Origin of the sequence: Streptomyces mauvecolor (assembly GCF_039532965.1) — a bacterium.
Lineage (GTDB): Bacteria > Actinomycetota > Actinomycetes > Streptomycetales > Streptomycetaceae > Streptomyces > Streptomyces violascens.
In genome coordinates, this window is the sequence record NZ_BAAASQ010000005.1 from 143,522 (window position 1) to 158,198 (window position 14,677).

The 14,677-nt window shown below is 72.0% G+C and carries 11 protein-coding genes and 1 pseudogene; 7 read left to right on the forward strand and 5 right to left on the reverse strand.

Translation table 11 applies throughout. The annotated features are described in order from the left end of the window. Positions 1 to 108: 108 nt before the first annotated feature. A pseudogene (locus tag ABD346_RS06135) lies at positions 109 to 654 on the forward strand (sigma-70 family RNA polymerase sigma factor); the annotation flags it as partial. A gap of 85 nt (positions 655 to 739) precedes the next feature. Here the strand turns inward: ABD346_RS06135 and ABD346_RS06140 are convergent. Beyond that, a complete protein-coding gene (locus ABD346_RS06140; protein ID WP_344372525.1) occupies positions 740 to 3,046 on the reverse strand; it encodes a heavy metal translocating P-type ATPase in 2,307 nt (768 codons plus the stop codon). Positions 3,047 to 3,367: 321 nt separating this feature from the next. On the opposite strand from ABD346_RS06140, the gene ABD346_RS06145 reads away from it, so the two are divergent. After that, the gene (locus tag ABD346_RS06145) at positions 3,368 to 4,057 is read left to right on the forward strand and encodes a copper homeostasis protein CutC (protein ID WP_344372527.1); all 690 of its coding nucleotides are present in this window, start codon (positions 3,368 to 3,370) and stop codon (positions 4,055 to 4,057) included. A gap of 343 nt (positions 4,058 to 4,400) precedes the next feature. On the opposite strand, the gene ABD346_RS06150 is transcribed toward ABD346_RS06145, so the two are convergent. Next, positions 4,401 to 5,069, reverse strand: coding sequence for an alpha/beta fold hydrolase (locus ABD346_RS06150; RefSeq protein ID WP_344372529.1), 669 nt, complete (start codon positions 5,067 to 5,069; stop codon positions 4,401 to 4,403). Positions 5,070 to 5,414: 345 nt separating this feature from the next. Between ABD346_RS06150 and ABD346_RS06155 the strand changes: the two genes are divergently transcribed. Further along, positions 5,415 to 6,194: an oxygen-binding di-iron domain-containing protein gene (locus ABD346_RS06155; RefSeq protein WP_344372532.1), complete on the forward strand. Its 780-nt coding sequence runs from the start codon at positions 5,415 to 5,417 to the stop codon at positions 6,192 to 6,194. Between the two features lie 15 nt (positions 6,195 to 6,209). Here ABD346_RS06155 and ABD346_RS06160 read toward each other — a convergent pair whose 3' ends face one another. Next, a complete protein-coding gene (locus tag ABD346_RS06160; RefSeq protein WP_344372535.1) occupies positions 6,210 to 8,192 on the reverse strand; it encodes a HelD family protein in 1,983 nt (660 codons plus the stop codon). Between the two features lie 773 nt (positions 8,193 to 8,965). Further along, positions 8,966 to 9,865 (reverse strand): sigma-70 family RNA polymerase sigma factor, encoded by a 900-nt coding sequence (locus tag ABD346_RS06165; RefSeq protein ID WP_344372538.1) that lies wholly within the window; start codon positions 9,863 to 9,865, stop codon positions 8,966 to 8,968. Positions 9,866 to 10,053: 188 nt separating this feature from the next. On the opposite strand from ABD346_RS06165, the gene ABD346_RS06170 reads away from it, so the two are divergent. Next, positions 10,054 to 10,251, forward strand: a complete 198-nt coding sequence (locus ABD346_RS06170; protein ID WP_344372541.1) for a hypothetical protein — start codon at positions 10,054 to 10,056, stop codon at positions 10,249 to 10,251. A gap of 124 nt (positions 10,252 to 10,375) precedes the next feature. Here ABD346_RS06170 and ABD346_RS06175 read toward each other — a convergent pair whose 3' ends face one another. Then, a complete protein-coding gene (locus ABD346_RS06175) occupies positions 10,376 to 12,019 on the reverse strand; it encodes a DNA repair helicase XPB (RefSeq protein ID WP_344372544.1) in 1,644 nt (547 codons plus the stop codon). Positions 12,020 to 12,235: 216 nt separating this feature from the next. Here ABD346_RS06175 and ABD346_RS06180 point away from each other — a divergent pair, with 216 nt between their 5' ends. From ABD346_RS06180 to ABD346_RS06190, 3 genes are all read left to right on the forward strand, one after another. Next, a complete protein-coding gene (locus tag ABD346_RS06180) occupies positions 12,236 to 12,616 on the forward strand; it encodes a hypothetical protein (RefSeq protein ID WP_344372546.1) in 381 nt (126 codons plus the stop codon). 91 nt (positions 12,617 to 12,707) lie between these two features. After that, a complete protein-coding gene (locus tag ABD346_RS06185; RefSeq protein WP_189965201.1) occupies positions 12,708 to 12,959 on the forward strand; it encodes a hypothetical protein in 252 nt (83 codons plus the stop codon). 24 nt (positions 12,960 to 12,983) lie between these two features. Further along, entirely contained in the window at positions 12,984 to 14,183 is a 1,200-nt protein-coding gene (locus ABD346_RS06190; protein ID WP_344372551.1) for a flotillin family protein, read from the forward strand. The last annotated feature ends 494 nt before the right edge of the window (positions 14,184 to 14,677 follow it).

The following is a 14,677-nucleotide window of genomic DNA, read 5'->3' on the forward strand; positions in this document are numbered from 1 at the left end:
TGAGGCGACCGCCGGCGTCGTGTCCCGCCGGACCCGTGTCACATCCGCCGACGCCGGAGCGTCAGCGGTGTGACGGATCGAGCGGGTTGCGACGAGGGGATGCGGGCCATGGACGGGCAGGAATATCTGGCGGAGCGGTTCGAGTCGCACCGGGGGCAGCTGCGTTCGGTGGCCCATCGGATGCTCGGGTCGCTCCACGAGGCCGATGCCGCCGTGCAGGAAGCCTGGTTGCGGCTCAGCCGGTCGGACACCCAGGGGGTGGCCGATCCGCGGGGCTGGCTCACCGTCGTCGTCGGCCGGGTCTGCCTCGACATGCTGCGCGGCCGGGCCTCCCGCCGTGAGGAACCGCTCGGGCTGCGCGTGCCCGACCCCGTCGTCGGCGGCGCGGACGACCCCGGCCCCGAGGGCGACGTACTGCTCGCCGATTCGGTGGGTCTGGCCCTGCTCGTCGTGCTGGAGACGCTGGGCCCGGCCGAGCGGCTGGCCTTCGTCCTGCACGACCTCTTCGCCGTTCCCTTCGACGAGATCGCTCCCGTCATCGGGCGTACTCCGGCCGCGGCCCGCGAGTTGGCCTCCCGCGCCCGGCGCCGGGTCCAGGGCGGCGCCCCGGCCCCCGACACCGGCCTCGCGGGCCGTCGCGCGGTGGTCGAGGCTCCCCCGAGCTCTTGAGGAGCAGGGGGTACGGGCCCCACTGACGGCCCGAGTGCCGTGCCGGCGGTCAGCGACCGAGTGCCGGTGATCAGTGGTCCGCGGCCTTGAAGCGCCTCAGACGCAGCGAGTTGCCCACCACGAACACCGACGAGAACGCCATCGCCGCGCCCGCGATCATCGGGTTCAGCAGGCCGGCCGCCGCCAGGGGCAGGGCGGCCACGTTGTAGGCGAAGGCCCAGAACAGGTTCGACTTGATCGTGCCAAGCGTCTTGCGGGAGAGCCGGATCGCGTCCGCCGCCGCCCGCAGGTCGCCCCGTACGAGGGTGAGGTCGCCGGCCTCGATGGCGGCGTCCGTGCCCGTGCCCATCGCGAGGCCGAGGTCGGCCTGGGCGAGGGCGGCCGCGTCGTTGACGCCGTCACCGACCATGGCCACCGAACGGCCCTCCGCCTGGAGGGACTTGACGACGTCGACCTTGTCCTCGGGCATGACCTCCGCGTACACGGTCTCGATGCCGACCTCCGCCGCGACCGCCTCGGCGACCGCCCGGTTGTCGCCGGTCAGCAGGATCGGGGTCAGGCCGAGGGCGCGCAGACGGCGGATCGCCTCGGGGCTGGTCTCCTTGACCGCGTCGGCGACTTCGAGGACCGCGCGGGCCTCGCCGTCCCAGGCGACCGCGATGGCGGTACGTCCCGCGGTCTCGGCCTCCGCCTTGGCCCGCTTCAGGGCCGGGGTGAGCTCCATGGCCCTTCCCCAAGCTCTCAACTCCGTTCGAGCAGGGGAGACCCCAATTCCCAGCAGCTTCTCGCGGCCCACGAGCACCGCGTGACCGTCGACGACGCCCTGGACGCCGAGGCCGGGGATGTTGGCGAAGTCCTCGGGGACCGGCAGCGTGCCGACCTCGGAGGCCGCTCCGTCGGCGACGGCGCGGGCGACGGGGTGCTCGGAGGAGTGCTCCAACGCCCCTGCCAGGCGCAGGACTTCGGCCCTTTCGGTGCCGTCGGCGGTGTGGACGGCGAGGAGAGTCATGCGGCCCGTGGTCACGGTGCCGGTCTTGTCCAGGACGATCGTGTCGACCTTGCGCGTGGTCTCCAGGACCTCCGGGCCCTTGATCAGGATGCCGAGCTGGGCGCCCCGCCCCGTACCGACCATGAGGGCGGTCGGAGTGGCGAGGCCGAGGGCGCACGGGCAGGCGATGATCAGGACGGCCACGGCGGCCGTGAACGCGGCGGTGAGGCCGGAGCCGGTGGCGAGCCAGAAGCCGAGGGTGGCGAGCGCGAGGCCGATGACGACCGGGACGAAGACGCCGGAGATCCGGTCGGCGAGGCGCTGGGCGGCGGCCTTGCCGTTCTGGGCGTCCTCGACGAGCTTGGCCATCCGGGCGAGCTGGGTGTCGGCGCCGACGCGGGAGGCCTCGACGACGAGGCGGCCGCCCGCGTTCAGGGTGGCGCCGGTGACGGCGTCGCCGGGGGCGACCTCGACCGGGACGGACTCGCCGGTGAGCATGGAGGCGTCGACGGCGGAGGTCCCCTCGACCACCACACCATCGGTGGCGATCTTCTCGCCGGGCCGGACCAGGAAGCGGTCGCCGACCTTCAACTCGCCGGTGGGGACGGTCTGTTCACGGCCGTCGGCGCGCAGCACGGTCACGTCCTTGGCGCCCAGTTCCAGCAGGGCCTTCAGGGCCGCGCCCGCCTTGCGCTTGGAACGGGCCTCGAAGTAGCGCCCGGCGAGGATGAAGGCGGTGACCCCGGCGGCGGCCTCCAGGTAGATGTTGCCCGCGCCGTCCGAGCGGCCGATGGTCAGCTCGAAGGGGTGGGTCATGCCCGGCATGCCGGCCGTGCCGAAGAACAGCGCCCACACGGACCAGAGGAACGCGGCCGAGGTGCCGAGCGAGATCAGCGTGTCCATGGTCGCCGCGCCGTGCCGGGCGTTGGTCCACGCGGCCCGGTGGAAGGGCCAGGCGGCGTACGTCACGACCGGCGCGGCCAGGGTGAGGGACAGCCACTGCCAGTACTGGAACTGGAGGGCCGGGACCATCGACATAGCGATCACCGGCACGGCGAGGACGACCGCGGTGAGCAGCCGCTGCCGCAGCGGCAGCAGCTCGTCGTCACGGGCGGTGCCCTGGGTTTCGGTTTCGGCTTCGGCCTCGGTCCGTACGGGCGGGGGTTCCTGGGCGGTGTAGCCGGTGGCCTCGACGGTGGCGATGAGATCGGCGACGGACACGTCCTCGCTGAAGGTGACCTTGGCCTTCTCGGTGGCGTAGTTGACGGTGGCCTCGACGCCGTCCATGCGGTTGAGCTTCTTCTCGATCCGGGCGGCGCAGGAGGCGCAGGTCATGCCACCGATGGCGAGCTCGACGGCGGCGGGGGTGGTGATGGGGGTGGTCGGCATGGCGGGGGCTCCTTGGGGTGGGTGCGGGGGTGCTGGTCGGCGGGTGCTCGGGGCCGGGTGGGGGCTGATACCCCCTGGGGGTATTTCGATGTCCCCCATGTATACCCCCAGGGCGTATGGGATGCAAGAGGCCGGTGCGGAGTCGGCGCGGGGTCGGCGTGATACCCCCCACGGGTATGGCGGGCCCCACCGATCGCGGCGGAAAGGTCCGTACGGCCGCGTTTACCGTCCACGTGGGCGGGCATTTCGCGGCGTAGGCTGGTCAATGGACTAGACCTATTTGGGCCGAGCCGGGCCCGGGTTACGGAGGAATGGGGTCAGATGAGCAACCGTGCACTGCTTGAGGTGATCGCGCTCGACGCGGAGGACGCCGTCGCGGCCCAGGCCGGCGGGGCGGACCGTCTGGAGCTGGTCACCGACATGGCGGCCGACGGGCTGACCCCGCCCGTGGAGACCTTCGCGGCGATCCGCGCTGCCGTCGACATCCCGCTGCGGGTGATGCTGCGGGCGGCGGACGGGTTCGCGGCGGGGGACGTCTCCGCGCTCGTACGGTCCGCGGAGGCGCTGCGGGCGGAGGGGGCGGAGGAATTCGTCCTCGGCTTCCTCGACGAGACCGGGGGGCCGGACATGGCTGCCGTACGGGCCCTGGCCTCCGCCCTCTCCGGATGCCGCTGGACCTTCCACCGGGCCATCGACCGGGCCGCCTCCCGGGACGCCCTCCGCAAGGAGCTCTCGGGGGTGCCGGGCCTCGACACGTACCTGACCGCGGGGTCGGCGCTGGGGGTGGACGACGGGCTGCCCGTCCTCCTGGCGGAAGCGGCGCGCCGGGACGAGCCGGGGTACGAGCCCCGGATCCTCGTGGGGGGCGGGCTGCGGCTGTCCCACCTGCCGGTGCTGCGGGCGGCGGGGATCGACGCGGTGCACATCGGCGGGGCGTCGCGTCCTGGCGGGTGGGGGTCGCCGGTGTCCGCGGGGGCGGTTGCGGAGTGGCGGGCGGCGCTGGACGCGTAGCGGGGCGGGGGTGGGCCGCACCTCCCGGTGCGGGGTGGTGGGGCCCGGCCGTCCTGGGGCCGAGCCCCCGCCCCCTCTCCCACCCGTGACCGGGGGTGGCCCGGCCCCCCTGGGGCTCCGCCCCAGACCCCGGGGGGTTCGCCCACCCACCCGCCCGTGACGGGGGTGGAGAGGGCTGAGCCCTGGGGGCTGCGCCCCAGACCCCCGCGGGGTTCGCCCACCCGCCCGCAAGAACAAAACCGGCCCTCAGCTCACCCTCTCTCCCGCCGCCTGGGGCGACTTCGTCGCGTACGCGGGCGAGTGGGGCTGACGTACCGCGAGGCGCGAACTCCGGCCGCCGCTCTCAAGGGGTGAGCAGCAGCGAGGCGACCGCCTCCGGGGCCTCGTGCATGGCGTCATGCCCGGTCGGGAGGTCGTGGACCTGCCATTCGGGATCGGCTTGGAGGCGGGTGCGGAGTTCGGTGAACGGGGTCCGGTCCTCCCACCCCGAGCAGTAGACGAACTCCCTACGGGGGACCTGGGCGTGCCGGCCCGTGAGGCGGACCTCCTGCAGGAACGAAGCGAGGGGGTGGGGACGGCGGCGGGGATCGCCGCCGTCCGGCGGTCGGACGGCGTAGCCGGTGGCCGCGGCACCGGCGGCGAACGCCTCCCGGTAGGGCTCGGTCGTCAACGACCAGCACGATTCGCCGTCGCGCGGTACGTAGGCATCGAGATGGACGAGTCGTGAGACCCGGCCCTCGGCGCGATCGGCCGCGGCGGCGATCACCATTCCGCCGTAGCTGTGGCCGACCAGAGTGACGTCGGTGAGGTGGTCGCGGTCGAGGAGCCGCAGTACGTCGTCGGCATGCGTGTCGAGGTTGGCGGTCGCGACCGTCGCGATGCCGTCGTCCGACCGCAGACCGGTCAGGGTCAGGGCGTGAACGGTATGACCAGCACGTTCAAGGAGCGGAACCACCGCCTCGAACGACCAGGAACCGTGCCATCCTCCGGGCACGAGCACGAACGTCGCCATGCGTTTCTCCATCCCTCTCAAGTCGCGGCATCGAGGCAGGCCGCCCCGGTGCAGGGTGGTCCGTCGGGCGGTCTGCGCGACCGAGGGCCACTCGGCACGGAGGAAAGTGTCACCAGGGCACCCTGTGGCTTGCCACCGCTACGATGCCAACCGATGCCTGTTCGCCGCCAACCTCGTCGGAGCGTCGGTGTGACGTCACATGTGTGGCCGTCCGGCGAGCGCTCGCGCAGTTCCTCGCACCCCTGTGGGGCGCCCCCGCCGCAGGGCTCCCGGTGTCGGCCGCCGGTCACCCCGGTGGGCCGCACCGCTCGCCGGGGCGTGGTGGGGCGCGTACCGTTCGAAGGCATGGAGACGCGTTTGGACGAGGTCGCCGACGGGATCTACCGGATCTCCACGTTCATTCCCGAGGTGGCCCCACCTGCCGGGTTCACGTTCAACCAGTTCCTCGTGGACGCCGAGGAGCCGCTGCTCTTCCATACGGGGATGCGGCAGCTCTTCCCGCTCGTTTCGGAGGCGGTCGCCCGGGTCGTGCCCGTCGAGTCCCTGCGGTGGATCACGTTCGGGCATGTGGAGTCGGACGAATGCGGGGCGATGAACGAATTCCTCGCGGCGGCCCCGCACGCCCAGGTCGCCCACGGGCTCCTCGGCTGCCTCGTCTCGCTCAACGACCTCGCCGACCGCCCGCCCCGGCCGATGGCGCACGGCGAGACGCTCGACCTGGGCGGCAAGCAGGTGCGCCGACGGCTGCGCCACCTCAACACGCCCCATGTGCCGCACAATTGGGAAGCCCGGGTGCTCTTCGAGGAGACCACCCGCACGCTGTTCTGCGGCGACCTCCTCACCCAGGTCGGCAACGGCCCCGCCGTCACCGGCGACGACCTGACCGACCAGGCCCTGAACGCGGAGGCCGCCTTCCGGCAGACCTCCTGCCTCACCGCCGCCGCGCAGACGCTCCGCTCCCTGGCCGACCTGGAGCCGACGACGCTGGCCGTGATGCACGGCTCCTCGTTCCACGGCGACGGCGGCGCCGCGCTGCGCGCCCTCGCCGACGGCCTTGAGGAACGCTTCAGCCCCGAGACCGAGTTCGCCTCGCGGCCCAGCGTGCTGGAAGGCCCGCCTGCCTGATCCGGCCGCCCCGCGTCACCCGGCCAGCTGCCGCGGCAGCGGGGCCGTGTGGACGACGGTCAGGCCCGAGACCGCCCGGGTCAGGGCCACGTACAGGCGGCGCAGGCCCGTGCGCTCGTCCGGTTCGCCGTCCACGACCGCCGCCGGCTCGTCCAGTACCACGTAGTCGTACTCCAGGCCCTTCGCCAGCGAGGCCGGGACCAGGGTCAGCCGGGACTCGGCCGTCGTCTCCTCGCCCGGGTCCAGATAGGGGAGGCCCGCCGCCTCAAGTGCCGCCGCCAGTACGGGGATACGGGCATCCGCCGCGATCAGGCCGATCGAGCCCTCGTGCGCCAGGGACTCCACGCAAGCCGCCACCACATCCGCGTCCAGGCCGGTCGACTCGCGCGATTCCCGTACGTCGAGCGAGCCCGGCGTCTCACGTACCGACTCCACCGCCGCCAGGCCGGGGGAGATCGACGGCAACAGCTTCGAGGCGTACGTGATGACCTCGCGCGGCACGCGGAAACCGGCCGTCAGCTCCTCGATCACCGCCTCGCCCTTGCCGAGATGACGCAATGCCTCTGCCCAACTCGCCGTCGCCCAGGGCGTGGTGCCCTGCGCGAGGTCGCCGAGCACCGTCGCCGAACCGGTCGTGCAACGGCGGCCCACCGCGCGGTACTGCATGGGGGAGAGGTCCTGTGCCTCGTCGAGTACGACATGGCCCAGCGAGTGGGTGCGGGCCACCAGGTCGCTCGCCTCGTCGATGAGGACCGCGTCCGCCGCCGTCCACTTCGCCGACTTCACGCTGCGGGCGGGCTTGGGGAAGAGAATGGTTTTCTGCTCCTCGGCCGTCAGGATGCCTTCGGCGTGTTCCGCCAGGAAGTCCGGGTCGTTGAGGAGGCGCAGGACCAGCTTCGCCGGGTCGACCGGGGGCCAGATCTCCTTCACGGCCGCCTTCACCGCCGTGTTCCGGGCCACCGCGTCCTGGACCCGGTCGTCGGGGGCTTCGCCCGCCTGCTCCATCCGTACGAGAACCGTGTGCGCGATCCGCTGCGGCAGGGCCTCGCGGGCGGCGCCGTAACGGATGTCCCGGTCCCTCAACTCCTCGACGATCTCGGCGAGTTCGTACGCCGGTACTCGCCAGCGGCGCGAGCCCCGTACGACTACGAGCGGCTCGGTGGGGGGCGTGACGTGTGACCACACGGCTCTGCGGAGCACCTCGGCCATGCGGGCGTCGCCCTTGACGACGGCCGACTCGGCCTCGTCGGTCCCGCGCACCTCGACGCCCGCCGTCACGAGGTCGTCGACCGTCGCCTGCTTCACCTCCAACTCGCCAAGCGCCGGGAGGACTTGCTCGATGTAGTGCAGGAACGACTTGTTCGGGCCGATGACCAGGGTGCCGGTGCGGGCGAGGCGCTCACGGTGGGCGTAGAGCAGGTACGCGACCCGGTGCAGGCCGACGGCGGTCTTTCCCGTGCCCGGACCGCCCTGCACACACACGCTGCCGCTCAGGCCGGACCGTACGATCTCGTCCTGCTCGGGCTGGATCGTGGCGACGATGTCGCGCATCGGGCCGACTCGGGGGCGCTCGATTTCCGCCTGGAGGAGCTTGCTGGTGGTGGCTGCCTCGGTGGGGTCGGTGAGGTGCTCGTCCTCGTACGCCGTCAGGTCGCCGCCCGTGTAGCCGAAGCGGCGGCGCAGCCCGATGTCCATCGGGTCCTTCTTCGAGGCGCGGTAGAACGGCTGCGAGACGGGGGCGCGCCAGTCGATGACCATCGGGTCGCCGTCTGCGTCGTGGACGTGCCGGCGGCCGATGTAGAACTGCTCTCCCTCGGCCCCTTCGGCCAGGTCGGCGCCGGGGGCGTGCAGGTAGTTCAGGCGGCCGAAGAAGAGGGGGGTGTGGGAGAGGTCCGCGAGGGCCTTGATGCGGTCGTCGATCTGGCGCTGGAGGACGGCGGCGTTGACCCAGTTCGCGGTGACGTCCTTGATGTCGAGGTTCTCGACGTCTTCGCGCATCGCGCGGAGGGCTGCGCGGGAGTTGGCGAGGTGGGTGCGTTCGTGGTGCAGGGGGTTCTGGTGGTTCTGGGGGTCTTGGGTTTTTCGGGGGGCGGGGGGTTCTGGGTCGTGCGTCTGCACGGGGTGCCTCCGGCGGTTTGGCGGAGGGGGGATTTTAGGTGGGGCGGGGGGTGGGGGGCCAATGGTTTTCCCCCCACCCCGCCCCTTCCCGAGACCCTCCGGGGGTGACGTGGGGGAGGGAAGGCCGTCTCCCGGGGGCTGCGCCCCCAGCCCCCCGCTCCGGGGCTCCGCCCCGGCCCCCGTTCGCGCCTGAAGGACGCTCGTCCTCAACCTTCCCCAAGGCCTTAAGGGCCAGGGGGACCCCCATGACGGGCTGAGAATGGGCTGGTGTCCGTGGTCGCCTGGCGGGCTGGGGGTGGGTGCTGCGGTTTGTGGTCGCTGGACGGGCTGGGGGTGGGCTGATGCACGTGTCTGCCGGACGGCTCGGAGCGGGTTGCGGTTCCTGTTCGCCGGATGGGCTGAAGATGCCGGTGTGCCCGGAACCAACCCCGCTGGGGGCGCGGGGAACTGCGCGACCAGCCATCTACGGTCCGCAGCCGAACGACCAACCACCACCGGCGGGAGCCGCACGCCCCCACCCACCCCCGGAGGGTCTCGGGAAGGGGCGGGGAGGGGCCTCCCGGGGTCCGGGGCGGAGCCCCGGCGCACCCCGCCGAACCTGCACCCGGCCCCGGCGCACCCCGCCCCGCCGCAGCCCCCGGGGTGGGGGCTGATCACGCCGGCAAGAACGACACGTCCAGGTCCGCCATCCGCTCCGGGTCCGCCAGGATGTTCATTTCCGTGATCCGGCCGTCCGCCCCCAGCGTGAAGGACAGGAGCGAGATGGCCCGGCCGTCCTTCGCCGCCACGATGCCCGGCATTCCATTGACCAGCACCGGCTGGTTGAGCGCCGCGAACTTCCGGAAGCTGTAGGCCTGTTCGGCCACCACCCTCGCCCCCCGCACCAGCTTCGTCGCCGGCAGCGAACCCGCGTCCGCCCGCAGCAGCACGTCCGGGTCCAGGAGCGCGAGGAGGGCCTCGAAGTCGCCGCCCCGGGCCGCTGAGATGAAGGCGTCGACCACCTCGCGCTGGCGGGCCCGGTCCGTCGAAGGCGACGGGGACTGGCCCTGGACCCTCCGCCGCGCCCGGCTCGCCAGCTGGCGCGTCGCCGCCGGCGTCCTGTCCACGACCGGCGCGATGTCCTCGAACGGCACCGCGAACATGTCGTGGAGGACGAAGGAGAGGCGTTCGGCGGGGGACAAGGTCTCCAGGACCACCATCAGCGCCAGGCCCACCGAGTCCGCGAGCAGCACCTCCTGCTCCGGGTCCACCACGTCCACCGAGCCCACGATCGGGTCCGGTACGTGGACGTACTCGTACTCCTCCACGTCCAGCGCGGCCTCGCGCCGGGTGCTTCGCGAGCGCAGCATGTTCAGGCAGATGCGGCCCACGATCGTGGTCAGCCAGCCGCCCAGGTTGTCGACCCCGCTGCTGTCCGCGCGGCTGGCCCGCAGCCAGCCCTCCTGGACGGCGTCCTCGGCCTCGCTCAGCGAACCGAGCATCCGGTACGCCACCGCACGCAGATGCCCCCGGTGCTCCTCGAAGCGCTGCGCGAGGTATTCGTCGTCGTCCATGTCCCGTCGTTCCTCCGTCGTGTGGTGGCACTGCTCTGACAAGGGGGAGGGCGCGGATGTGACAGGTGGGTGGAGATCGCCGCTCATACCCGTAGGGGACGGGGTCGCACCAGAGGACTACGCGGGGGGTGAGGAGGCTCAGCCCCGGGAGCGATGTGCCTGGGTTGTCCGGAATCCATCATGGATACATGAGTGCAGCGACCTTCACCCCAGCCCCCTCCGCCCGCCCCGGCACCCCCAAGGGCGCCACAGCCTCCGGCGCCGCCCCTCACCGTAACCACATGATCGGCAACGCGGTCCGTGCCGCCAAGGTCCTCGCCGGTGCCGCGTTCAGCGTCGTCGTCATGGGTGAGTACGCGGAGGAGGCCGGCGTTCACCGCAAGTAAGCGCCGGTGACTTCCTCGGGTGCCCCGTTCAATCGAGCCCTGCTCTTCGGCAGACCAACCCGGCGACGCTCGCCTGCCTCGCACTCTGGGACCTCTCCCGGCCGACGGGCGCCTTCGCCAACTCTCAGCTGCCTGCCAGGAGTTCGTCCGCGTCCATGATCCGGTAGGCGTAGCCCTGCTCGGCCAGGAAGCGCTGGCGGTGGGCCGCGAAGTCCTGGTCGATGGTGTCGCGGGCGACCACCGAGTAGAAGTGGGCCTGGTGGCCGTCCGCCTTCGGGCGCAGGACCCGGCCCAGGCGCTGAGCCTCCTCCTGGCGTGAGCCGAACGTGCCCGACACCTGGATGGCGACGGTCGCCTCCGGCAGGTCGATCGAGAAGTTGGCGACCTTGGACACGACGAGAACGGAGATCTCCCCCTCCCTGAACGCGCCGAACAGCTTCTCGCGCTGGGCGTTGGTGGTCTCGCCCTTGATCACGGGCGCGTTCAAGTGCTCGCCCAGCTCGTCCAGTTGGTCGATGTACTGGCCGATGACGAGGATCTGCTGGCCCGCGAACTTCCGTACCAGCGCCTCCGTGACCTTCCGCTTCGTCGCGGTCGTCGCGCAGAAGCGGTACTTCTCCTCGGTCTCGGCGGTCGCGTACGCGAGGCGCTCGGAGTCCGTGAGATTGACGCGGACCTCGACGCAGTCGGCGGGCGCGATGTAGCCCTGCGCCTCGATCTCCTTCCACGGGGCGTCGAAGCGCTTCGGCCCGATCAGCGAGAACACGTCCGACTCGCGGCCGTCCTCACGCACCAGCGTGGCCGTCAGCCCGAGCCGCCGCCGAGCCTGCAGATCGGCGGTGAACTTGAAGACCGGCGCGGGCAGCAGGTGCACCTCGTCGTAGACGATCAGGCCCCAGTCCCGCGAGTCGAACAGCTCCAGGTGCGCGTACACGCCCTTACGGCGGGTGGTGAGCACCTGGTACGTCGCGATCGTGACCGGGCGGATCTCCTTCTTCGTGCCGCTGTACTCGCCGATCTCGTCCTCGGTCAGGCTGGTGCGCTTCACCAGCTCGTGCTTCCACTGGCGGGCCGAGACGGTGTTGGTGACCAGGATCAGCGTGGTCGCCTTCGCCTCGGCCATCGCACCGGCCCCGACCAGCGTCTTTCCCGCTCCGCAGGGCAGCACGACGACACCGCTGCCGCCGTGCCAGAAGCCCTCGACGGCCTGCTTCTGGTACGGGCGCAACGCCCAGCCGTCCTCGGCGAGCTCGATCGGGTGGGCCTCGCCGTCGACGTACCCGGCGAGGTCCTCGGCCGGCCAGCCCAGCTTCAGGAGGGTCTGCTTGATCTGGCCGCGTTCGGAGGGGTGCACGGCGACCGTGTCCGCGTCGATGCGGGCGCCGACCAGCGGGGTGACCTTCTTGGAGCGCAGGATCTCTTCGAGTACGGGCCGGTCGGTCGAGGTCAGGACGAGGCCGTGGACGGGGTGCTTGCTCAGGGTGAGGCGGCCGTAGCGGGCCATCGTCTCGGCGATGTCGACGAGCAGGGTGTGCGGGACGGGGTAGCGCGAGTACTCCACCAGCGCGTCGACGACCTGCTCCGCGTCGTGCCCGGCGGCCCGCGCGTTCCACAGGCCCAGCGGGGTCACGCGGTAGGTGTGGATGTGCTCGGGGGCCCGCTCCAGCTCCGCGAAGGGCGCGATGGCGCGACGGCAGGCGTCGGCCTGCTCGTGGTCGACCTCCAGGAGCAGGGTCTTGTCGCTCTGGACGATGAGTGGTCCGGTCACCTGGGGCATGTCCCTTCCGACGGGTGGCCCGCCGGGCAGGGCGGGCAAACTTCCAGTCTGCCGCATCGGCGGCCCTGGCGGGCTCCCGTACGCGGGGGTGCCCGGTGCCGGCGGTGAGTACGGGGCCCGGGGGTGAGTACTGCGGGCTCGGGGATGAGTACCGGATGAGTATGCGGACGGTGCCGGTGGGGCGGGGGCGGCGGGTGGGATGGGGGCATGACGACGCAGTGGAACCCCTTCGCGTACCAGCAGGATCCGACCCGGCGCTGGGCCCCGGCCGGCGGGCCGGACGCCCGGTGGTGGGTGGCGCCTGCCGTGTGCACGCTGGCGCTGATGCTGTCGGCGTGGCTGGACCTCTCGGTGCTGTCCGGGATCGGGTCCACTCCGGACGCGGCCGCGCCGATCTACACGCTGCCGGTTGCGCTGGTCGGCGCGAGCTGGCTGCTTCCGCACCGGCGGGGTCTGCGGGGCGCGCGGATCGGTCTGGCGGCCTCGGGCGTGGGCGTGGCCCTCATGGCCTCGAAGGTCCTGGCCATGGGCCTGATGTTCCTGTTCCTGTTCGTCGCCCTGCTCTGCGGGTGGAATTACGAGGGGTAGGTCCCGCACAAGGCGGCCCGAGGATAGGCGGCTGATCCCGGCAGGTCTAAGGTCTGGAATCCAGGACCAGAACGATGGGGGGCACCAGGCCGTGGATCAGGACGATGCCGTCATCGGCTGCCCCGGAGTGCTGCTCGTCGCCACCCGTGGAACCGCCGGACCCGGCGAGGTCGTGGTGAGCGTACGAGGCGGTACGGAGGCCTTCCTCGCCTGGTCGGAGGAACCCCTGCCGAAGGGGGCGACCGTGCTCGTGATCGGATCCCGTGGCACCCGCCAGGTGGACGTCATCGAGTGGGCCGATCCGTTGGACGCGTTGGGCGGCTTCTCCGCCGACGCCGGCTAAGAGTCGTTTCTAAGGAGACAAAGGATGTTCGGTTACCGGGTGCCCGCCCCCGACGAGGCGATGCTGATCTCGGGTGGCAGGCGCGGTCTCGGGGGTGCCCCCTTCCGCGTAGTGACCGGCCACGGCAAGTTCGTCCTGCCGATTTTCCGCAAGACCCGCTTCCTCACGCTGTCGATGTGCGAGGCCGAGGTCACCGAGACCTGTGTGACCAAGCAGGGCATCGCGCTGCACGTGCGCGCGGTCATCGCGTTCAAGGTCGGCAACGACACCGAGTCCATCGTGAACGCGGGTCAGCGCTTCCTGTCCGACCAGGACCAGATGTCCGTCCTGACCGGCCGGATCTTCGCCGGTCACCTGCGGTCCATCATCGGCTCGATGACCGTCGAGGAGATCGTCACTGAGCGGCAGAAGCTCGCGGCGGAGGTCCTGGAGACCTCGAAGACCGAGATGGCGAAGATCGGCCTGATCGTCGACTCGCTGCAGATCCAGTCCATCGACGACGGCGACGTCGGTTACATCGACGCGATGTCCGCGCCGCACAAGGCCGCCATCCAGCGGGCCGCGCAGGTCGCCCAGGCGCAGGCCACGCAGGCCTCGGTCGAGGCCGAGCAGGTCGCGGCGCGCAACCAGGCGGAGTACGCGCGGCAGACCGCGGTCGTGAAGGCGGAGTACTCGGCGGAGGTCGACCGGGCGCAGGCCCACGCGGCCCAGGCCGGTCCGCTCGCGCAGGCCCACGCCCAGCAGGAGGTGCTCCTCGCGCAGACCGAACTGGCCCAGCGCGCCGCCGAGCTCCGCCAGCAGCAGCTCGTCGCCGAGATCGTCAAGCCGGCCCAGGCCGAGGCCGAGCGCATCAAGGTGCTCGCGATCGCCGAGGCCGAGCGGATGAAGATCCAGGCGGAGGCCGCGGCGTCGTACGACCGGGTCGCGCTCGACCGGATGCTGATCGACCAGCTGCCGCAGATCGTGAAGGAGGCGGCGGGGGGTCTCGCGGGGGCGAACGTCAATGTGCTGAACGGGGCGGACGGGCTCGGCGAGATCGCGGCGGGTCTGGTGGGCCAGGGTCTGACGATCCTGGACTCCGTCCGGCAGAACCTGAGCGGGTCCGGCGACCCGCGCCCGGACTCCAAGGCCGGGGCCCAGCTGTCCCTGCCGGGTCTGCTCTCCGGCAAGGCCGAGCCGTCCCGCCCGGAGGGCAAGGGGGACGGGCCGGTCGACATCGACTAGGCCCTTGCCCCTGGGGGCTGCCGCCGGTTGCGGTTCGGGTGCGGGGCGTTCGCGCTGGGCGCGCGGTTTTCCCCACCCCGCCCCTTCCCGAAACCCGCCGGGGGACGACGATTCGGCTGCGGACCGTGCGTGGTTGCTCGCGCAGTTCCCCGCGCCCCTTGGGCGGGGTGTGGTGCGGGCTTTCTGGGGTTGCCCCGAGTCCCCTGGCGGCTGTTGGTCTGCGGGCCGGTGGGGGTTGCTTGCGCCGGTCCCCGCGCCCCTCAAACCCGCCTTCGGCCTCAGGCCGTGGGTGGCTGGTCGCGCAGTTCCCCGCGCCCCTGGCAGTACGGTGCCGGCCCGCATCGGGGCATTTCAGCCTGTCATGGGGGTCCCCCCTGGCCCTTAAGGCCTTGGGGGAGTTTGAGGACGAGCGGCCTTCAGGCGCGAGACGGGGTCTGGGGCGGAGCCCCAGGAAACCTGGCTTTCACCCTTTCCCACCCCCGGAGGGTTTCGGG